The sequence below is a fragment of the Flavobacterium sp. GW821-FHT12A05 genome, from assembly GCF_058807735.1.
The window spans coordinates 754,618-774,372 of record NZ_JBXAQY010000002.1 but is presented as its reverse complement, the minus strand read 5'-3'; the positions used below and the strand labels follow the sequence as shown (position 1 = coordinate 774,372).

General features: G+C 34.5%; 17 protein-coding genes. 1 reads left to right on the top strand and 16 read right to left on the bottom strand.

The genetic code is table 11. The features are described from left to right. Positions 1-9: 9 nt before the first annotated feature. Entirely contained in the window at positions 10-360 is a 351-nt protein-coding gene (locus tag AC1RRQ_RS06650; RefSeq protein ID WP_493022225.1) for a four helix bundle protein, read from the bottom strand. A gap of 29 nt (positions 361-389) precedes the next feature. Continuing rightward, positions 390-1,508 carry a diphosphomevalonate decarboxylase gene (locus AC1RRQ_RS06645; protein ID WP_493022224.1) on the bottom strand — a complete coding sequence of 373 codons (1,119 nt, stop codon included), beginning with the start codon at positions 1,506-1,508 and terminating at the stop codon, positions 390-392. A gap of 150 nt (positions 1,509-1,658) precedes the next feature. On the opposite strand from AC1RRQ_RS06645, the gene AC1RRQ_RS06640 reads away from it, so the two are divergent. Beyond that, positions 1,659-2,135 (top strand): TspO/MBR family protein, encoded by a 477-nt coding sequence (locus AC1RRQ_RS06640; RefSeq protein WP_493022223.1) that lies wholly within the window; start codon positions 1,659-1,661, stop codon positions 2,133-2,135. A gap of 37 nt (positions 2,136-2,172) precedes the next feature. On the opposite strand, the gene AC1RRQ_RS06635 is transcribed toward AC1RRQ_RS06640, so the two are convergent. The 14 genes from AC1RRQ_RS06635 to AC1RRQ_RS06570 form a co-directional block, all read right to left on the bottom strand. Beyond that, a complete protein-coding gene (locus AC1RRQ_RS06635; protein ID WP_493022222.1) occupies positions 2,173-2,880 on the bottom strand; it encodes a BamP family beta-assembly machinery protein in 708 nt (235 codons plus the stop codon). An 11-nt stretch (positions 2,881-2,891) separates the two neighbouring features. After that, a complete protein-coding gene (locus AC1RRQ_RS06630) occupies positions 2,892-3,644 on the bottom strand; it encodes a BamP family beta-assembly machinery protein (RefSeq protein ID WP_493022221.1) in 753 nt (250 codons plus the stop codon). Between the two features lie 73 nt (positions 3,645-3,717). Continuing rightward, the gene (locus AC1RRQ_RS06625) at positions 3,718-4,395 is read right to left on the bottom strand and encodes an MBL fold metallo-hydrolase (RefSeq protein ID WP_493022220.1); all 678 of its coding nucleotides are present in this window, start codon (positions 4,393-4,395) and stop codon (positions 3,718-3,720) included. A 60-nt stretch (positions 4,396-4,455) separates the two neighbouring features. Continuing rightward, positions 4,456-5,028: a Crp/Fnr family transcriptional regulator gene (locus tag AC1RRQ_RS06620; RefSeq protein ID WP_493022219.1), complete on the bottom strand. Its 573-nt coding sequence runs from the start codon at positions 5,026-5,028 to the stop codon at positions 4,456-4,458. A 3-nt stretch (positions 5,029-5,031) separates the two neighbouring features. Continuing rightward, a complete protein-coding gene (locus AC1RRQ_RS06615; RefSeq protein ID WP_493022218.1) occupies positions 5,032-5,679 on the bottom strand; it encodes an HAD family hydrolase in 648 nt (215 codons plus the stop codon). 4 nt (positions 5,680-5,683) lie between these two features. Continuing rightward, a complete protein-coding gene (locus AC1RRQ_RS06610) occupies positions 5,684-6,892 on the bottom strand; it encodes a BaiN/RdsA family NAD(P)/FAD-dependent oxidoreductase (RefSeq protein ID WP_493022217.1) in 1,209 nt (402 codons plus the stop codon). Between the two features lie 166 nt (positions 6,893-7,058). Next, complete coding sequence (locus AC1RRQ_RS06605; RefSeq protein ID WP_493022216.1) at positions 7,059-7,745, bottom strand: glycerophosphodiester phosphodiesterase; 687 nt, start codon at positions 7,743-7,745, stop codon at positions 7,059-7,061. Positions 7,746-7,915: 170 nt separating this feature from the next. Further along, positions 7,916-9,583, bottom strand: a complete 1,668-nt coding sequence (locus AC1RRQ_RS06600) for an alpha-amylase family glycosyl hydrolase (RefSeq protein ID WP_493022215.1) — start codon at positions 9,581-9,583, stop codon at positions 7,916-7,918. A 206-nt stretch (positions 9,584-9,789) separates the two neighbouring features. After that, positions 9,790-11,652, bottom strand: coding sequence for a glycoside hydrolase family 13 protein (locus AC1RRQ_RS06595; protein WP_493022214.1), 1,863 nt, complete (start codon positions 11,650-11,652; stop codon positions 9,790-9,792). Positions 11,653-11,758: 106 nt separating this feature from the next. Beyond that, complete coding sequence (locus AC1RRQ_RS06590) at positions 11,759-13,873, bottom strand: glycoside hydrolase family 97 protein (RefSeq protein WP_493022213.1); 2,115 nt, start codon at positions 13,871-13,873, stop codon at positions 11,759-11,761. A 28-nt stretch (positions 13,874-13,901) separates the two neighbouring features. Continuing rightward, complete coding sequence (locus AC1RRQ_RS06585; protein ID WP_493022212.1) at positions 13,902-16,205, bottom strand: glycoside hydrolase family 65 protein; 2,304 nt, start codon at positions 16,203-16,205, stop codon at positions 13,902-13,904. 165 nt (positions 16,206-16,370) lie between these two features. Beyond that, on the bottom strand, positions 16,371-17,024 hold the full coding sequence (gene pgmB / locus AC1RRQ_RS06580; RefSeq protein ID WP_493022211.1) for a beta-phosphoglucomutase: 654 nt from the start codon (positions 17,022-17,024) through the stop codon (positions 16,371-16,373). A 26-nt stretch (positions 17,025-17,050) separates the two neighbouring features. After that, on the bottom strand, positions 17,051-18,397 hold the full coding sequence (locus AC1RRQ_RS06575) for an MFS transporter (RefSeq protein WP_493022210.1): 1,347 nt from the start codon (positions 18,395-18,397) through the stop codon (positions 17,051-17,053). 177 nt (positions 18,398-18,574) lie between these two features. Next, complete coding sequence (locus AC1RRQ_RS06570; RefSeq protein WP_493022209.1) at positions 18,575-19,606, bottom strand: LacI family DNA-binding transcriptional regulator; 1,032 nt, start codon at positions 19,604-19,606, stop codon at positions 18,575-18,577. Positions 19,607-19,755: the final 149 nt, after the last annotated feature.

Sequence of the window (19,755 nt, the reverse complement as noted above, 5' to 3'; positions counted from 1 at the left end):
AATTGATAATTATGTGTTTTTTGAAGTTTTTACGATGCTTGTCAACAAACGCAAAAGCTCTGTTATTTTTGGTTTTATATTTAGAAAATCAATATCAGATAGATACTTCGTTTCATAAAGCAAATCTAACCAATATTCAGTTTCATTTGCTTCTTTTAGAGAAATAGATAATTTATGAATGAAATCTGCTTTACTTTGAGCATGTTCAGCTTCTCTAATATTGGCTCCAATTGATGTGCCAGAACGTAACATCTGTCTTGATAATACAAATTCTCTTTTCTCCGCTAAAACTTTATAAAGATTAACAACTTCGATTGCAAATGCAAAAGATTTTTCTTTAATAATGTTTTTTCTCTCCATAAATTTAATCAATTATTAATTAACAATTGTTAATTATCAATTAATAAAGCGCCCTCTCCAATTTTGTCGCAAATGTACTGAGCATTCTGACAAAATACAACTAATTCGTCTTGAATAAATTGTAATACTTTATCGCTAACGTTTTCGGGATAAAGTACATGCACATTTGCACCGGCATCAAGTGTAAAACAAACGGGAATCTGGGTTTCTTGTCTGAATTTCCAGATCGCATTTATAATTTGAAGTGTGTTTGGTTTCATCAAAATAAAATATGGCATTGATGTCATCATCATAGCGTGCAGAGTCAATGCCTCGCTTTCTACCACTTTTATAAATTCGTCTAGATTACCATTTTCAAAAATAGAAATCAGCTTGTCTAAATTTTCGTGTGCCTGAGCAAAACGTCTTTCTGCATAAGGATGATTGTGCATTAAATCGTGTCCAACAGTGCTCGAAACTTGTTTTTCGCCTTTGTCGACTAATAAAATAGTATCTTGATAATTCTTGAAATTCTCATGAATTGTATATGGAAATTCAACTCCAAATAAATCCGAACTTCCTTCAATATTAGCTTGATTTCCCCAAACGACCACTTTTCCTTTCACACTTCGGCAGGCACTTCCTGAGCCTAAACGAGCAAGAAATGAAGCTTTTTGATAAAAGTATTCATCCGTCATTTCCGGGTTTAGTAATTTTTCTAAACTCATAAAATTCATTGCCAAAGCAGCCATTCCGGAAGCCGAAGACGCAATCCCGGAACTATGCGGAAATGTATTTTGTGTATCAATCGTAAAATGGTAGTCTTTTAAAAAAGGCAGATAAACTTCGATTCTTTCTAAAAACTTCTGGATTTTAGGTTTAAAATCTTCTTTTGGTTTTCCTTCAAAAAGTAAATCAAAAGAAAAACCATTTGTCACGCTGAGCGATCCCGAGGCTTCGGGAGAAGCGTTTCTTTTTTCAAAACCTAATTTCGTAATTGTTTTGCAATTGTTTAAAGTAAAACTTACCGAAGGATTTGCCGGAATCTGATTGTTTTTTTTTCCCCAATATTTAACTAATGCAATATTGCTGGGAGCGCTCCATTCAAAGTTTCCGTTTTCGATTGATGAAGTATATGGATTTGGAATAAAATCAGCTGCTGTAAACATGAATTATAAATTTTGGCAAAGATAGTTTTTAAAATATTTCACCATATAAGTTATATAAGAAATTATAAGCAGGTTTTACTAAATGAACTTGAATGACTTATATGGTTTAAAGTTTTCTTTTGACTATTTTTGACTACAAAATTTGATGAAATGAATAAGATAGTTAAGATCGCAATAGCTTTAATCATTTGTTTAGCAGTAGGATATTCTGCCAGTACAGTAACCAGACCAAGTGTAGAATCGTGGTATCCAACTATTGTAAAGCCCGTTTTTAATCCGCCAAATTGGATTTTTATGCCTGTTTGGACTTTGCTTTATATTTTTATGGCAATTGCGGCAGCATTAGTTTGGGATAAAATAAAAGAACAAACCGAAGTGGTAAAAAAAGCACTTCTTTTCTTTTTAATTCAATTAACGCTTAATGCGATTTGGTCTTATTTATTCTTCGGATTAAAAAATCCGCTTTTGGCTTTAATCGAAATCATTCTTTTATGGCTGATGATTTACGAAACGTATTTAAAATTCATCAGAATCAATAAAATATCCGGTTATTTGTTAATTCCTTATTTGGCTTGGGTTGCATTTGCAGCGGTTTTAAATGCCAGCATTTGGTGGTTGAATAAATAGAACTTTTGGTTTCAGGTTTTTTTAGTTTTAAGTTAAGCTATTTCAATTTTTTAAACTCTTCATTTTTAGCATATAAAAAATCCATTGTAGCCAAAACATTCGGATGTTCTAAAAGTATTTTTGATTTGGGATCTGCTTCGCAAAAATTAATAAAAAGCTCTTTTTCTTCAGGTTTTATTTTTAAATTTTTTAGAAAGAAATCAGCAGGACAAGCAGAAATAATTAGTTTCTTAAAACGGTCGTCGGCAACTTCAATTGTTTTCTTATGCTTACCTTTTAAAGGGAACGAAACTCGAAGCGCTTCTCTAATTGAATTATCACTAACTCCTGTATTCCAGAATAAATCTTTGGCATTTTTACTGATTAATATATCTGCAACATTATCAGCACTAATCTTAACTTTATCAAATTCAACCTTATTTATTATAACTTCATTCAATTCTTCAGGTTTCAGAATCATGTTAACGAGGAGATTGTTGTTCTCAATATCTTTAGTGGTGATTTTTAATCTAGTAAATAAATAATTCTTTGAAAAAAACAATAAACTGTCTTTCTCTTTTACTAAAATCGAAAATTCTCCAAGTTCATTGGTTGTTGTACTTGTTTTGGCGGTTTTATTGATAACCTCGACTTTATTAAGAGGAGTTTTATTCGAAAGGACCTTTCCTTGTAGTAATTTTTCGGTTTGAGAAATGCTTAATTGATACGTTAAAAAAGAAATTGTGGTGAGTAATTTTACTTTCATTATATGATTTTTTAATTTTTACTTTCAGAATTTACTTTCTTAAACTCTTTATTTTTAGCATATAAAAAATCCGTTATAGAAAGGGTATTAGGATTTTCTGAAATTATTTTGGACTGAGGATCAGCATCGCAAAATTGTAGAAACAATTCTTTTTCTTCTGGCTTCAGTTTTAAATCTTTGTCAAAAAAATCAGGATTTATAGTGTTTCTAATTAGTTGAATAAATTCTATTTTTTTGATTTTTGGTTTAGGTTTTTCTTCCTTACTTTTTAATAGGTGATAAATTTGCTTTCCGAGATAGACGAAATCGGCACTAAAAGGGTCGGCCTTAAATTCGTGATAACCTTCTATTTTTAATTCGGGTTTCGGTTTGTGAGAATTTAGTTTAATTTGCAACATTTCTTCTTCGCTCAGTTTAATTGAGGTAGTTCTCCTGTCTAAAATCACTACTTCATTCAATTCTTCCGCTTTCGGGATCATATTAACAATAAGATTGTTGTTGTCAATATGTTTGGTGGTAATTTTTAATCTTGTAAATAAATAATCTTTGGCAAAAAACAATAAACTGTCCTGCGCTTTTATGACAATCGAAAATTCTCCTAAAGCATTTGTAGTCGTACTCGTTTTTGCAGTTTTATTTATTACCTCTACTTTGTTGAGCGGTGTATTATTAGAAAAGACTTTTCCGTGCAGTAATTTTTCTGTTTGAGAAATGGTTAATTGATACGTTAAAAAAGAAATTGTAGTAAGTAATTTTACTTTCATCTGGTGGTATTTAGTTGAAAGTAAAATTATTAGAATACTCTTAACGAAAACTTACAGAACATGTAAATTCTTGTTAATAAAGCGATTTGGTTTTTTCGGCGAATTTTTCGAACCCGCCATTATTAAATAAGACGGGACCATGACCAAAACATAATATTTTGGGCTTTAATGATGTAAGTTTTAATATTGATTTTCTATTGATCCCTTTATCAGCGGTAAATAAATTGGGAGGCTCATGCAAACCAACTTTTGTCGTTAATAAATTCATGTTGGTCATAACATCGCCCACAATTAAAACGCCATCTTTTTCCCTGAAAAAAGAAATATGACCACTTGAATGTCCGGGAGTTTCAATAACGGTGAATCCGCCAATTTGATCTCCTTCTTTTAGGGTTTCAGAAACCGGATGTCCTTTTCCTGCCCAAAAGTTCTTCTGAAATTTTGAAATAAGATGATTCGGATTAGGATATTCTGTAAATACATTTCCGTTTTCTGCAAATGCTTTTTCAGGTTCACTACAGGAAAGGGAAATATTCAAGGTTTCGCAGATTATTTTACTGCTTCCCTGATGATCGGCGTGAGCATGAGTCAGCGCATGTTTGGTTATGGTTTTGTCTTTTAAGGCTTTTAGAATTATTTTACTCGAACTCCGAATTCCGGCATCAATTAAAATATCTTCAATTACATAACAATTAATGGCGTTGCGAGGAAATAACGGAATCTGATAAACGTCTTTGGCAATATTCTTCATCTTTTCAAATTTAATTTTGACAAAGATTAGAATTCAGTTTTTCAATCCACTTGATAAATGTTAAGAAATATCTTGTCGTATTCTGCTCAGCGATTCGGGCGTAATTCCTAGAAATGAAGCAATATAAATTAAAGGTGTTCTTTGAATTATTTTGGCTGGAGCCGATGCTAAAAAAGTGTGATATTTTTCTTTTGCAGGAATCATCTGGAGTTTTAAAACGCGGTCTGCCATGCACAGATAATTCTGCTCAGCTAAAATTCTTCCAACACGTTCCCAGTTTGGAATTTCGGCATATAAATAGTGCATTTTTTCGAAAGTAATTGAAAGAACTTCACAGTCTTCGATACACTGAATATTCTCAAAAGAAACAGATTGATTGATGAAACTGGAATATGAAGCAATAAAACCGTCATCACAGCTTAAATAGGTTGTGATTTCTTTTCCGTCTTTGAGATAATAGACTCTCGCCAATCCGTTGAGAATGAAAAAAATCTTGTTACTGATTTTTCCCATTGACGAAAGAAATTCTTTAGCCGAAAATTTTTCATATTCAAAGCAAGAATCGATCTTTTCGATTTCATTTTCAGAAAACGAAGCGATCGCTAGTATTTGTTTTAGTAATTCAGCATTCACGATTTACAATATTTCAATTAATTCCGAAGCATTATTAATAACCACTTTTGCGCCACTAGATCTCAATTCACCTTCGGTTCTGTAACCCCAAGTTACGCCAACAGGAAACATATTTGCATTTATTGCCGTTTGCATGTCAATATCTGAATCGCCTACAAAAAGGATTTCTTCGGGTTTTAAATTCCATTTTTTACTGATTTCAATTGCTTCAAACGGATTTGGTTTTTTAAGATCTTCTGTGCTTAAACCAACTGCTGTATCAAAGTGATTTGGAAATATTTCGGATGCTATTTTCTTCGTCAGTTCATCGGCTTTATTGGAGAAAACCGCCATTTTAATGTTTTGTGAAGTCAGTTTTTCAAGCAATTCAACGATTCCATCATACGGTTTTGTTTTCAGCGTACAGATTTTAGTATATTCTTCAACCATACATTCAAAACAACTTTCGATTTCATCATCAGAGCTGTTTGCAGTGGGCAGAGCTTTGCTAACAAGATTTCGTAAACCGCTCCCAATAAAATATTGATATGTGTCGTAAGTATGAGTTGGATAATTTAAAGCGGTAAGTACTTTATTCATCGCATCTGAAATGTCGTGTAATGAATTAACTAATGTACCGTCTAAATCAAAAATAATTCCTTTAAATTTCATTTTATTAAATATTATTGGCCAAGATAAACCCGCTTGTCCAGGCATTCTGAAAATTAAAACCTCCCGTTATAGCGTCGATATTTACAATTTCACCAGCAAAATAAAGATTTTGGTGAATTTTACTTTCCATGGTTTTAAAATTGATTTCTTTTAAATCGATTCCGCCAGCCGTTACAAATTCTTCTTTAAAAGTACTTTTTCCGTTTACCTTAAATTCGGCTTTTGTTAGTTGTAAAACCAGATTCTGTAATTGATTTTTAGATAAATCGGCCCATTTTGTTTCTGCATCAATTCCCGAAGCCAGAACTAAACTTTCCCATAAACGGTTCGGGAAGTCAAATGGAGATTTTTTAGAAACGGCTTTTTTTGCGTGTTCTTGTTTTAAGTCTTTTAGGATTTTTTCGGCATCTTCAAAATCAACATCATTTAACCAATTTACAAAAATGGTAAACTGATAATTTTTATCGTGTAAAATACGTGCGCCCCAAGCCGAAAGTTTCAGGATTGCGGGTCCGCTCATTCCCCAATGAGTGATTAATAAAGGTCCTGTAGATTCCAGTTTAGTGTCTTTTACTTTTACCGAAACTTGTGCTGCAACGCCGGGTAATTCTTTAATTCTCGAATCTTTGATATTGAAAGTAAATAGGGAAGGGACAGGGCTTACAATTGCGTGTCCGTGTTCTTGAAGCATTTCCCATATTTTTGGGTTGCTCCCTGTTGCCATTACTAATTTTTCAGCAGCATAATTATCGCTTTGGGTATCAATTTTCCAGTGATTTTCTTTTTTGAAAATTGACTGAACGCTTTGGCCTGTCAGTACTTTTATACCTAATTTTTCGGTTGCTTTTAGGAAACAATCAATTATGGTTTGCGAGGAATTCGAAACCGGAAACATTCGGCCGTCTTCTTCGATTTTTAATTCTACACCATGTTTTTCGAACCATTCAATGGTATCACCGGAACAAAATTGATGAAAAGGCCCGCGAAGTTCTTTTTCGCCTCGGGGATAAAATTTTACCAGTTCGTTGGGTTCAAAACAAGCGTGCGTAACGTTGCATCGTCCGCCTCCGGAAACGCGGACTTTAGAAAGGACTTCTTTTCCTCTTTCTAAAATGGCAATTTTTAGTTTCGGATTTTTCTCTGCAATATTAATCGCGGTAAAAAAACCTGCAGCGCCTCCGCCAACGATGATTATGTCGAAATTTTTGATCATATTTTTTTGGGTTGCCACGAATTACACGAATTGGCACTAATTTTTTTCTGCCACAGATTACACAGATTAAAAGAATTTTCTTTTAGCAACGAATTAATTTATTCATTTTTAAATTTGTGAAAATTTGTGTAATTCGTGGCAAAAAAATCTGTGGCTATTTTAAACTTTATATTTTATCTGGATTATCAGAGATAATTCCGTTTACGTTGTAACTTTTTACTTTTAGGATATCTTCTTCTGTGTTTACCGTCCAGGGTAAAACCAAGAATCCTTTTTCTTGTATATGTTTGGTGTTTTCAGTATTCAATAAATTAAAATCAGGATGAATTGCTTTTGCTTTTATTTTTTCGGCGAAAGCCAGAGCGGTATCAAGATTTTCTTCGGTTAAAACACCAATTGGAATATTTGAATTTAGGTTTGATGTTTCCTCCAGCATATTCCAATCAAAACTTGAAATGATGAAATGATTGTAGTTCCAGTTTTTTTCTGAAATATATTTCTCAATAAGCTGAACAACTTTGCTGGGAGTTCCTAAACCTTTTAATTCGATATTGATCAGGCATTTTTTGTCGACTAAATCAAAAACTTCTTTTAGAGTTGGAATTTGATGTTTTCCATCAATTAAAAATGATTTTAATTCAGAAAGAGAAAAAGCATTTACCAAACCTTTTCCGTTAGTGGTTCTGTCTATGGTTTCGTCGTGAATTACGATGATATGACCATCATTGCTTAAGTGAACATCAAGTTCAATTCCGTCTGAATTTAAGTCTAAGGCTTTTTGAAAAGCTTGTAAAGTATTTTCAGGTTCGTAGGCTTTGGCGCCTCGATGTGCAATCTTCAGTATTTTATTCATTTTTTGAAGGTTCAGAGTTGCAAAGGTACAAAGGTGCAAAGGAAAAATAATAGCCACAGATTAAAGGATTAAAAGGATTTAAAAAAATCTGTACTAATCTCTTTAATCTGTGGCTAAAAAACTTTGTGAATCTTTGCGAAAAATCTTTGTGTTTCTCTGTGGTAAAATCGTTATATTTTTTCTAGTAAAACAATATCAAAATTGTTCTCTATAATCACTTTTCCATCAATTACTTCAACTTCTTGGTTCGAGTAAGTATCTTTTATTTTTGTTCCGTTTGGGAAAATATCGCCAACAGGAAGCTCTTTTCTGCCTTTTGGTAAATCTACTCCCATAACCACTTTATCTGTAAAAGAGCCTTTTGTGTAGATTCTGGAAAAAGTATAAGGGTATGGATTAATCAGTTTATGAACGCCTGCTCCAACAGCTGGATGGTTTCGTCTAAACTGACCTAATTTCTGCCAATGCAAAAGTGTTTTTTGTGTTTCAGGATTGTTCTGGATATCCTCCCAGTTCATGTTGGAACGCAGAGTTGCATCGCCTTGAGTGCCTTCAATAACTAAAGATCTTGCCGATTCATCTCCATAATAAACCTGAGACATGCCTGGCGAAAGCAATAGTTTAGTTCCGGTTTCGATGCTTTTTGTTCGGTTCGCATCAAAAGGCTGTCCGTCGTCGTGAGAAGACATATAATTAAGGACAGAATATCCTTTTAAATCATTGTTCAGCGCATTCGAATATTTAGAAAATAAACCTTCGTAATCGTTTTGGGCAGCATTCCATTTGAACTCAAAATTGATCATGCTGTTAAAACCATTCTGGAAATAGTTTACTTTTCGGTCTCCAAAATCATAATCTTGTCCGCCGCTTATTCCGTAACCGTAAACTTCGGCAATCGTATAAAACGGATTTTGATCTAAAACTTCCAGCGGATGGTGTTTTTTCCAGGTTTCAAATGCATAATCACATTCTTTTTTAAAATCGGCCCAGACATTTTCATCTGTATGTTTTACAGTATCTCCTCTGTAACCATCAATTCCAAATTCAACAACATAATCTGTCAGCCATTTTATAATGTAATATTTTGGTGTTCTTGGATATCCTGTTCTTTTGAAGAATTCATCAAGCGAAGCTTTTTCTTTTTCATAACGGCCTTCTTTTTTCCATTTTTCAACTAAAAAAGGAGGCACTTCTACTTCCTGCGTGCTTTCAGTTTTTACGTCTGGAAGATTTTCTACTAAAGTACACATGGTTGTATTTTCGAATGATTTGTAATCGCATACCACGCCAGTTCTTACCCAGTCTGAAGGCCAAACAGGATCTTCTGGAGTTACTGGTCCGGTATGATTAATTACACCATCCAGAATTATTCTAATACCCTTTTCGTGAGCTTTTTTAACCAATTTTGCCAAATCTTCTTTTGTTCCAAAGTTCGGATCGAGAGCCGTCCAATCTTTTGCCCAATAGCCATGAAAACCATAACTCAATCCAGTTCCTTCGTCAACACCATCATGAATCTGTTCGACAATCGGCGTAAGCCAAATCGCATTTATTCCTAATTTTTCAAAATATCCAGATTCGATTTTTTTGGTAATTCCGATGATATCACCGCCTTCAAATCCGCGTAATTTTCCCGGAGTTTTGGTTCGGTTAAAATTAACATCGTTCGAAGTGTCTCCATTGTAAAAACGATCTGTAAGTAAAAAATAAACATTTGCTCCTTCCCAAACGAAAGGTGTTTTCGAAGTGTTTTCGTTATTCATTGTAACTGATTTTGAGCCAGAACAACTCATTGTTAAGTATACTAAAGATAAAAAAAGGAAAGTGTATTTTTTCATTATTTTAGAATATTTTAGGATGGATTGTGTTGAAAAAAATAGCCACGAATTCACGAATTATTTTTTAAAATCTTTGAGAATAAAAATTCGTGAATTCGTGGCGGAAAAACTTTGCGTAGACGCACTGCAGTGCGCCTCTACGATATATACTGTGGTAAAAAATATTGCGAACTTTGCGCTTGTCCTTGCGAACTTTGCGTTTAGGTCTATTCCAATTCTAAAACCAAAGCTGATTTTGGTTCTAAAGTAATTTCAGAAGCTAAATCGAATGTTTTTCCTGAAATAACATCTTTTCCTAGTTTAAAGTTTTTGATGTTTTCTTTAAAACGATTTGTTTTTACAACCTGCTCTTTTGCATTGTTGTTGAAGATTACCATTACGGTTTTAGCATCTGTATATCTGAAATAAACGTAAGTGTTATTTTCTGGAATATAATGTGTCATTTTCCCGAAATGAACGGCTTCATTCGTTTTTCTCCAATTGAATAATTTTGAAGTAAAATCGAAATATTTAGCCTGCTCAGCTGTTCTTCCTGATGCGGTTAAAGCATTGTTTTTATCGCCAGCCCATCCGCCTGGAAAATCCTGACGAATATCGGCATCTCCTTTGCTTTTGTCACCGCCCATTCCAATTTCTGAACCATAATATACTTGTGGAATTCCGCGAACGGTAGCCAATAAAGTCATGGCAAGTTTGTATTTTGGTAAATCATATTTGAATTTTTCATTCATACGATCCGTGTCATGATTTTCAGCAAAAACTAAGATATTATTGGTATTTGGATATAAAAAATCCATTGCAAAATTGTTGTAGAATTTAATCAATCCGCTGTCCCAGTTTGGTTCATCTTCACTGAAGGCAGAAGTAATCTGACTTTGTAGCGTAAAATCCATTACAGATGGAAGGTTTGAATTGTAATTTTCAATTGCACCAATTTTACTGTCTTTTTGCCAATAAGCTAAGTTCGCCTGATTGTGCATCCAGATTTCACCCACGATATTAAAATTTGGATATTCGTTTGTAATTGATTTTGCCCAATTTGCCATTGCTGTTTGGTCAGAATAATTATAAGTATCTACTCTAAATCCGTCAAGATTAGCAAATTCGATCCACCAAATCGCGTTTTGAGTTAAGTATTTTGCTACTAGAGGATTTCTTAAATTCAAATCGGGCATCGAAGGTACGAACCAACCATCAACACAAACTTCCTGATCTATTTTTGAAGCATGAATATCTGTAATAACTTCACGACGGTGATGCGTTTGTGTATAGTTTTCGAATTGGTTAATCCAAGATTTTGTTGGTAAATCTTTGATCATCCAGTGCGTAATTCCCCAATGATTGGTTACATAATCCATAACCAGTTTCATGTTCTTTTTGTGCATTTCTGCCGCTAAACGAACGTAATCATCGTTAGTTCCGTAACGCGGATCTATTTTGTAAACATCAGATTGTGCGTATCCGTGATAAGAATGCTGTTTGTCGTTGTCTTCGCACAAAGGCGTGCTCCAGATTGTAGTTGCACCAAGAGACGAAATATAATCCAGATTTTTGATGATTCCTTCGATATCGCCGCCATGACGTCCGCTTGGATCTTGACGATTTGCTTTTTCAGTTAAAGAAGTGTTGCTGTCGTTTTTAGGATTTCCATTTGCAAAACGATCCGGCATGATTAAGTAAATCATATCCGATGCATCGTAACTTTTTCTATCTGCTGAATTTGCTCTTCTTTCTTTAAGCGAATATTTCTGCGTAAAGGCAACTTTGTTTTTGTTTTTGAAAGAGAAAACCAATTCAGATGCTTTTAGATTTTGCGTATCAATGGTTACGAAAAGGTAATTAGGATTTTCGGTTTTTTCTACATTTTTTATCACCACATTGTTTGAAACCGAGGCTTCGTATTGTGCAATGTCTTTTCCGTAAAACATAATCTGCAACTCTGGATTTTTCATTCCAGCGTACCAAAATGGCGGTTCTACTTTTTGGATTTGCGCTTTCGCGGAAGCGGAAAACAACAAAACCATTAAAACTAATTTATATATGTAGTGGTTTATTTTTAGGTTATTCATAGTAAAGATGAATTTAAACCATATAAGAAATGTAAGAACATTTAAGACAAAAACTGGGGAGATTTCTATTTAAATGGACTTACATTTCTTATATGGTTAATTAAAATTATTTGTTTTCAATAATGCTTATCGCATATCCTCCGCCTGGTGCAGAAAGCTGCGATAATTTTGATTTGTTTGTTACAGCAATTTTCTTGATAGTGTAAGCCTGCGGATTCGTTTTGTAATGCGCATCTTTTGCATCAGCATAAATTGTTGCAGTGTATTTTTTTCCTTTTTCAAGGAAGCTGAAATCGATGTTTGATGTACGCGGAGTTTCTCCGTTTACGTTTCCAACAAACCAGTTGTTTGTTCCTTTTGCTTTACGGGCAACTGTGATAAAATCTCCAGGCTCAGCCTCAATATATTTACTTTCTGACCAATCTACCGCCACATCTTTTATGAATTGGAATGCATCCGGGAAACGGTTGTAGTTTTCCGGAGTATCAGCTGCCATTTGCAATGGGCTGTACATCGTAACATATAATGCCAATTGATTTGCAATTGTACTGTTTACATGCGATTTGTTATCAGGATTCATTTTGCTGATATCCATTTCGAAGATTCCAGGAGTATAATCCATTGGACCTCCAATTAAACGTGTAAATGGTAAAACGGTAACGTGATTTGGTTTAGAACCTCCAAAAGCTTGGTATTCTGTTCCTCTTGCAGACTCATTTCCAATTAAGTTTGGATATGTTCTCGCAATTCCTGTTGGGCGAACTGCTTCGTGAGCGTTTACCATAATTTTATAATCGGCTGCTTTTTCGATAGCGTATTGGTAATGGTTTACAATCCATTGATCGTAGTGGTTTTCACCGCGAGGCAAAATGTCTCCAACATAACCGCTTTTTACAGCAGTGTATCCGTTATCGTTCATGAATTTATAAGCTTTATCCATGTGACGCTCGTAGTTACGAACAGAACCTGAAGTTTCGTGGTGCATGATAATTTTTACACCTTTCGATTTTGCGTATTCGTGCAAACCTTTTACATCAAAATCCGGGTAAGGCGTTAAGAAATCAAAAACATAATCTTTTGAATGTCCAAACCAGTCTTCCCAGCCTTCGTTCCATCCCTCAACTAAAACAGCGTCGAAACCATTTGCAGCAGCAAAATCAATATATTTTTTTACGTTAGCATTGTTTGCTCCGTGTGTTCCGTTTGGTTTTGCTTTTGAGAAATCAGAAACTCCTAATTGCACCGTTGGGAAATCGTTTGTGTATGACCAAGAGCTTTTTCCTGTAATCATTTCCCACCAAACACCAACGTATTTTACTGGTTTAATCCAAGAAGTATCATCAATTTTTGATGGATCGTTTAAGTTATACGTCATTTTTGAAGCTAAGATTTCTCTCGCGTCGTCGCTTACCATAATAGTTCTCCAAGGAGAGTGGCTTGGTGCCTGCATATAGCCTTTATCTCCTTTTGCATCTGGTGTTAACCAAGAAGTGAAAGTCATGTTTTTATCATCTAAATTCAAGTGCATACAAGAATAGTTGATCAAAGCCGCTTCGTGAAGGTTGATGTAGATTCCGTCGTTTGTTTTTAACATCAAAGAAGTCTGAACTCCTGTTGGTGAAAAAGATTTTTGAGAAACGTTTGCTGTATAGGCTTTTTGAGATAAACCTCTAATTTCAGATAATTTCGATTTTGTATAATCATATTCCTGCGTATCATAATCTCCTGGAATCCAGAAAGCAGTGTGATCTCCAGTCATAGCAAATTGAGATCTTTCTTCTTTAATTACAAAATAAGTAAGATTCTTTTGCGCTGGAAATTCATATCTAAATCCTAAACCGTCATCAAATAAACGGAAACGGATAATGATTTGTCTTTCTGTTCCTTTTTGATTTAAAGTTACAGCCAATTCATTATAATGATTTCTGATGTGATCTACTTCTCCCCAAACCGGTTTCCAAGTTTCATCAAAAGTTGAAGTTTTTGTATCAGTAATTGTAAAATCGTTTAACAAAGACTTTTTATCATCTTTAAGTTCAAGACCTAATTTACTGGTTTTTACAACTTCTTTGTTTTTGTATTTCAAATTGTAAGTTGGAGTTCCGTCGTTTTGAAGAGAAAATTCCATTACGAACTTTCCTTCGGGTGATTTTAATTGTTGTGCTTCTGCAATTGAGCTTAAAGCAAACAAGATTAAACTTGCGAAAAATAAGTTTTTCATGTTTTTTAGTTTTTAAGGGTATTGTAATTTAATTAATTTGTACAAATTTACTTGCAATTACAGGATTTCCGTTAACTACAATTGTTAAATCTTGATCACCGTCTACAGTAAATGTTGTTTCGTTATGATTTACAGCTACTTTTAAAATTTGGTTTCTGAAATTAATTTTAAAAGAGTAGCCTTTCCATTCTTTCGGGATCTTTGGAGAGAAATGCAATTGATTATTTTTAACTCTCATTCCTCCAAAACCTTCTACAATACTCATCCATGTTCCGGCCATTGAGGTAATATGACAGCCTTCTTCCACTTCTTTATTATAGTCATCTAAATCCAGACGAGAAGTTCTTAAGTAGAAAGTATACGCCATATCCATTTTGTCTAAAACAGCAGCCTGAATTGAGTGTACGCAAGGCGAAAGTGAACTTTCATGAACCGTAAATGATTCATAAAAATCGAAATTTCTTTCTAATTCTTCTCTCGAAAAATGATCTTCGAAGAAATAGAAACACTGTAAAACATCGGCTTGTTTGATGTATGGCGAACGTAAAACACGGTCCCAAGACCATTTTTGGTTAATAGGACGCTGCGATTTATCTAAATCTTTTACCGGAACTAAATCTTTGTCTAAGAATCCATCTTGCTGCAGATAAATTCCTAAATCCTGCGAAGTTGGGAAATACATATCATCGGCTACTTTTTTCCATTCCTGGATTTCATTCGCCGAAAGGCTCACTTTTTCTAAAATGCGTTTGTGATCTGCAGGATATTCTGCGCTAACTTTAGTAATTTGTTCCGAGGCAAAATCAATACACCATTTTGCAATATAATTGGTGTAGAAATTATTGTTGATGTTGTTTTCGTATTCGTTTGGTCCTGTAACTCCTAATATCACATATTGATTTTTCTCTTTTGAGAAAGAAGCTCTTTGGTGCCAGAAACGAGCAATACCAATTAAAACTTCTAAACCTTTTTCCGGGATATAAGAGTAATCTCCAGTGTAACGGTAATAGTTGTAAATCGCAAAAGCAATCGCTCCATTTCTGTGGATTTCTTCGTGCGTGATTTCCCATTCGTTGTGGCATTCTTCACCATTCATGGTTACCATTGGGTATAATGCTGCTCCGTTTTTGAAACCTAAATTATCCTTAGCGTTTTCAATCGCTTTGTCTAATTGATTGTAACGGTAAGTCAATAAATTACGTGCAACCTGCTGATCTTTTGTTGCCATGTAAAACGGAATACAATATGCTTCGGTATCCCAATAAGTAGATCCTCCGTATTTTTCTCCGGTAAAGCCTTTTGGTCCAATGTTTAATCGGCTGTCTTTTCCTGAGTAGGTTTGGTTTAATTGGAAGATGTTGAAACGAATTCCCTGCTGCGCTTTTACATCGCCTTCGATTGTAATATCTGACATTTCCCAGATTTTTGCCCAAGCCTCAATTTGATTTTGAAGTAAAGCATCGTATCCTGAATTTACGGCAGATTTTATTACTTTTTCGGCTGCAGCCAAAGTGTTTTCGTGGTTTAAAGAAACCGTATATCCTCCAATTTTCTGGATAGATGAGGTTTGGCCTTTTGCAATAATAGTTCCGTACGTATATTGAACTTTATCTGCAGTTGAATCGATTGTAGATGGTGAAACATGAATATCTTCATCATTTGCCAAAATCGTATTGTGCATAAAAGTCGTAACTTTAAAATGCGTTTTAAACGTTTGAGCGGTTACAAAAGCTTCGTTTGTGCCTTTTTTAACTTCAAGCGGTTCCCAGAATTTCTCTTCCCAGTTAGCATCTTCATTGGTTACGCCTGCATCTATGTAAGGTTTGTAAACGATTTTAGCATCTTTATTTAAAGGCGTAATATCGTATTTAATGATTCCGGCTTCGTCTAAATCTAACGAAAGAAAACGGCGAACATTTACAGCGATTTCGGTTCCGTTTTTTAGAACTGCTTCAAAAGAACGGTTGTACCATCCTTCTTTCATATTCAATTCTCTGCGAAAGTTTCTAACTTCGGTACAAGTACTTAAATCAAGATTTTCTTCATTGATTTCTATGTCAATTCCTATCCAGTTTGGAGCGTTTAATACTTTGGCAAAATATTTCGGATATCCGTTTTTCCACCAGCCCACTTTTGTTTTATCTGGATAATAGATTCCGGCAATGTAACTTCCCTGAAAAGTTTCTGCGGAATATGTTTCTTCAAAATTGGCGCGCTGCCCCATAGCACCGTTCCCGATACTAAAGAGACTTTCAGACGATTTTACTCTCTCGGCATCAAATCCTTCTTCTATAATTGACCAATTATCTGGTTTTATATAATCTTGGTTCATTTTTTCTTTAATTAGAGAATTAGATAATGGCCAATTTGATAATTACTTTTTGGCTATTTCTAATTCTGATTCTTTTTACTGTTTTGATTGATGATTTGTAACGATTTATTAGTGTGTTTAAATTTGATAGTTATTCATTTTCTAATTATCAAATTGGCACATTTTCTAACCGATTAATGATTGTATAAAGGATTCTTCCATAGAAGTAAAATCTTTAAAAATATAGTCAGCTTCATGTAAAATTGTTTCCTCACCAATTCCTACACTTACCATTCCGCCAATATTTGCTGCCTGAATTCCGGCAACAGAATCTTCAAATACGATTGAATTTTTTGGATCAATATGTAATAATTGAGCCGCTTTTAAGAAAACTTCCGGATCTGGTTTTGCATTGGTCACATCGTTTCCGTCAACAATAACATCGAAATACGAAAGGATTCCGGTTTTCTCTAAAATTGGTCTTGCATTTTTACTGGCAGAGCCCAATGCAATTCCCTGGTTTTTATCTTTTAATAGTTTTAGCGTTTTTAAAACTCCTGGAAGAATCTCACTTTCATCCATGTCAACTAAATAAGATAGGTAATCTTCATTTTTTTGAATCAGCCATTTGTCTTTGTCTTCCTGCGAAGCTTCAACATTTCCTAATCCAAGTATAATATCCAGCGAACGAACGCGGCTTACGCCTTTTAAAAGTTCGTTGTCTTCATGCGTAAAATTTATATTTAGAGATTGTGCAATTTTCTGCCATGCCAAAAAGTGGTATTTAGCGGTATCAACGATTACTCCGTCAAGATCGAATATGAATGCTTTTTTGTTCATTTTAAAAGGAATTCTTCTTTATGATTTTAGATAGTGTCGTCTACATCTTTTACTTTGTAGACTAAAAGAGCGGCAATTAAAAAACTTACTCCGCTGGTAATTAAGGCATAAATTGCGTCTCCATTGTAAAGGTATTTTACAATTGGCCCGCCAATTAATGCGTTTACGATTTGTGGAATAACAACAAAGAAGTTGAAGATTCCCATGTAAACTCCCATCTTTTTTGGAGCAATAGATCCTGCAAGAATTGCGTAAGGCATTGCCAGAATACTTGCCCAGGCAACTCCAATTAAAATCATTGGCAGTACAACCCAGTCTTCATTTGGCATAAAATAAATGGATATTAAACCAATTCCTCCAATAATTAATGAAACGGCGTGAGTTGATTTTCGTCCAATTTTTTTTGCGATGTAGGGTAAGAAAAACAAAGCGACTATGGCAGAAACTAAGTTGTAAACGCCAAACAAAATTCCGACCCAGTCACCAGCGTCCTGATATTGCTGACTAGAAGTGTCTTCCAATGGCAGCCCGTAAATGTGATGTGCGATTGCCGGAGTTGTAAAAACCCACATTCCGAATAATCCGAACCAAGAAAAAAACTGCACCCAGCTAAGCTGACGCATTGTAGTTGGCATTTTTGCAAAATCAGTAAAAATGTCTGTGATTTTTGATTTTTCCTCAGAATCAGAAATCGCATCATTTTGCGGATCTTCAAATTTTGCTAACTCTTCTGGTGAGTATTCTTTGGTTGTGAATAAAGTTACAAGGATAGAACCAATTAAAACTGCTGCGCCAATTATAAAGGACAAAGTCAGGTTTAAAGGCACGCTTCCGGGAACTGTACTGTTCGAAACATTAAAGTACTTTGTTAGTACATAAGGCAATGCTGAACCAATTACGGCTCCAAATCCAATTAATGAAGTTTGAATGCTAAATCCTGCAGTACGCTGATCTGTTCTTAAATTATCACCAACAAGTGCGCGAAACGGCTCCATGGCAATGTTAAAAGAAGCATCCATGATCATTAACATTCCGGCTCCAACCCATAAAGCGGGTAAAACGGAAATGAAAATATTAGCCTGCGGCATTAAGATTAATCCAACCGAAGCTAAAATTGCGCCTACTAAAAAGAAAGGTTTTCGTCTGCCGAATTTTCCCCAGGTTTTGTCGCTGTAATGACCAATGATTGGCTGTACTATTAACCCCATAAGAGGAGCAATAATCCAGAACCATGAAAGTTCATGTACGTCGGCACCAAAAATTTGAAGAATTCTGCTGGCATTTGCGTTTTGTAAAGCAAACCCCATTTGTATTCCCAAGAAACCGAAACTCATATTCCAGATTTCCCAGAAACTTAATTTACGCTTTTCCATTATCGTAATTTGTAAAAATTATACGATAAGCGCTTTGCTTATCAAAACTTACTGTTTTTTTCGAAGTAAAAGTAAAAGCCTTGACGGGCGTAAAAGTATTAATTATTTTTTTAAAAACGCTAACAAAAAAGCCATAAATATTTTTTATGGCTTTAGAAAGTGTTGATTTTAAGAAAATTAGTCAGTAGATTCTCTTTGTATTAAATGGGTTTCTATGACTTCTGTTGTATAATTTTCGTTTTCTTCGTCGTCGTCATCGTGTTCGGCTTCGAGCCTTTCAATCAGCATTTTGGCTGCTTTATTTCCCATTTTTTCACCGCTTTGGCTTACTGTTGTAATGGTAGGTGTTGAATATTTGGAAATGATTCCGTCAGTAAAAGCAATTACGGCTAAATCTTCGGGAATTTTTAATCCCATTTTTGATGCAGTTTTAATAATTGTTACAGCAAAAAGCTCGTTTACAGCAAAAACAGCATCAAAAGCTCTGTCGTGTAAAAGCTGACTGATTGTGATTTCGCAGGTGTCTACGTCTTCAATTTTTATGATTAAATCTTCGTTAAAAGGAATTCCGTTGTCTAAAAGTGCTTTTTCATAACCATCTGTTCTTAGTTTACCAACACTTACATAATCGACTGTTGTTACTAAGGCAATCTTTTTTCGGCCATTATCAATGAGACTCTGAACGGCTTCATAAGCTGCGGCTTTATCATCAATAATCACTTTATCACATAAAATATCGTTGGTAACGCGGTCGAACATTACAACCGGCATTCCTTGATTTATAACTTCGGTAATATGGTGAAAATCGCCTTTAAACTGGGTTTCTTTAGAAAGAGACATGATAAAACCATCGATACTTCCATTGGCTAACATTTCCATATTCAGGACTTCTTTATCGAAAGAATCATCAGATAAACAAATGACAACACTGTATCCATTTTCGTTTGCAACCTGTTCGATTCCGTTGATTACGGTAGAGAAAAAATGATGTACAATTTCGGGAATAATGATGCCGATACTTTTGGTTTTTCTGTTCTTTAAACTAAGGGCAATATTGTTTGGTTTGTAGTTATAAAACTTTGCAAAAGCCTGCACTTTTAATCGTGTTTCTTCTCCAATTTCCAAACTGTTTCTAAGTGATTTTGAGACAGTTGAAATAGAGACATCAAGCTCTTTTGCAATCTGTTTTAGGGTTATTTTACGTTTCATGGCGTGAATTGAAAAAAATCTAATTAATAATAAAGGTATCTGAAATTTTTATAATTGACAATTTTTACCTCAAAAGACTACAAAAAATAGAAAGTTTTCAACACTACCACGTTTTCGTAACTCAATAAAAATAGTCTCAGGTCGAGCAC

Bases quoted from the DNA above. Each gene is read 5' to 3' on its own strand.
- AC1RRQ_RS06650 (WP_493022225.1), bottom strand. From the start codon at position 360: ATGGAGAGAAAAAACATTATTAAAGAAAAATCTTTTGCATTTGCAATC.
- AC1RRQ_RS06645 (WP_493022224.1), bottom strand. From the start codon at position 1,508: ATGTTTACAGCAGCTGATTTTATTCCAAATCCATATACTTCATCAATC.
- AC1RRQ_RS06640 (WP_493022223.1), top strand. From the start codon at position 1,659: ATGAATAAGATAGTTAAGATCGCAATAGCTTTAATCATTTGTTTAGCA.
- AC1RRQ_RS06635 (WP_493022222.1), bottom strand. From the start codon at position 2,880: ATGAAAGTAAAATTACTCACCACAATTTCTTTTTTAACGTATCAATTA.
- AC1RRQ_RS06630 (WP_493022221.1), bottom strand. From the start codon at position 3,644: ATGAAAGTAAAATTACTTACTACAATTTCTTTTTTAACGTATCAATTA.
- AC1RRQ_RS06625 (WP_493022220.1), bottom strand. From the start codon at position 4,395: ATGAAGAATATTGCCAAAGACGTTTATCAGATTCCGTTATTTCCTCGC.
- AC1RRQ_RS06615 (WP_493022218.1), bottom strand. From the start codon at position 5,679: ATGAAATTTAAAGGAATTATTTTTGATTTAGACGGTACATTAGTTAAT.
- AC1RRQ_RS06610 (WP_493022217.1), bottom strand. From the start codon at position 6,892: ATGATCAAAAATTTCGACATAATCATCGTTGGCGGAGGCGCTGCAGGT.
- AC1RRQ_RS06605 (WP_493022216.1), bottom strand. From the start codon at position 7,745: ATGAATAAAATACTGAAGATTGCACATCGAGGCGCCAAAGCCTACGAA.
- AC1RRQ_RS06600 (WP_493022215.1), bottom strand. From the start codon at position 9,583: ATGAAAAAATACACTTTCCTTTTTTTATCTTTAGTATACTTAACAATG.
- AC1RRQ_RS06595 (WP_493022214.1), bottom strand. From the start codon at position 11,652: ATGAATAACCTAAAAATAAACCACTACATATATAAATTAGTTTTAATG.
- AC1RRQ_RS06590 (WP_493022213.1), bottom strand. From the start codon at position 13,873: ATGAAAAACTTATTTTTCGCAAGTTTAATCTTGTTTGCTTTAAGCTCA.
- AC1RRQ_RS06585 (WP_493022212.1), bottom strand. From the start codon at position 16,205: ATGAACCAAGATTATATAAAACCAGATAATTGGTCAATTATAGAAGAA.
- pgmB (WP_493022211.1), bottom strand. From the start codon at position 17,024: ATGAACAAAAAAGCATTCATATTCGATCTTGACGGAGTAATCGTTGAT.
- AC1RRQ_RS06575 (WP_493022210.1), bottom strand. From the start codon at position 18,397: ATGGAAAAGCGTAAATTAAGTTTCTGGGAAATCTGGAATATGAGTTTC.
- AC1RRQ_RS06570 (WP_493022209.1), bottom strand. From the start codon at position 19,606: ATGAAACGTAAAATAACCCTAAAACAGATTGCAAAAGAGCTTGATGTC.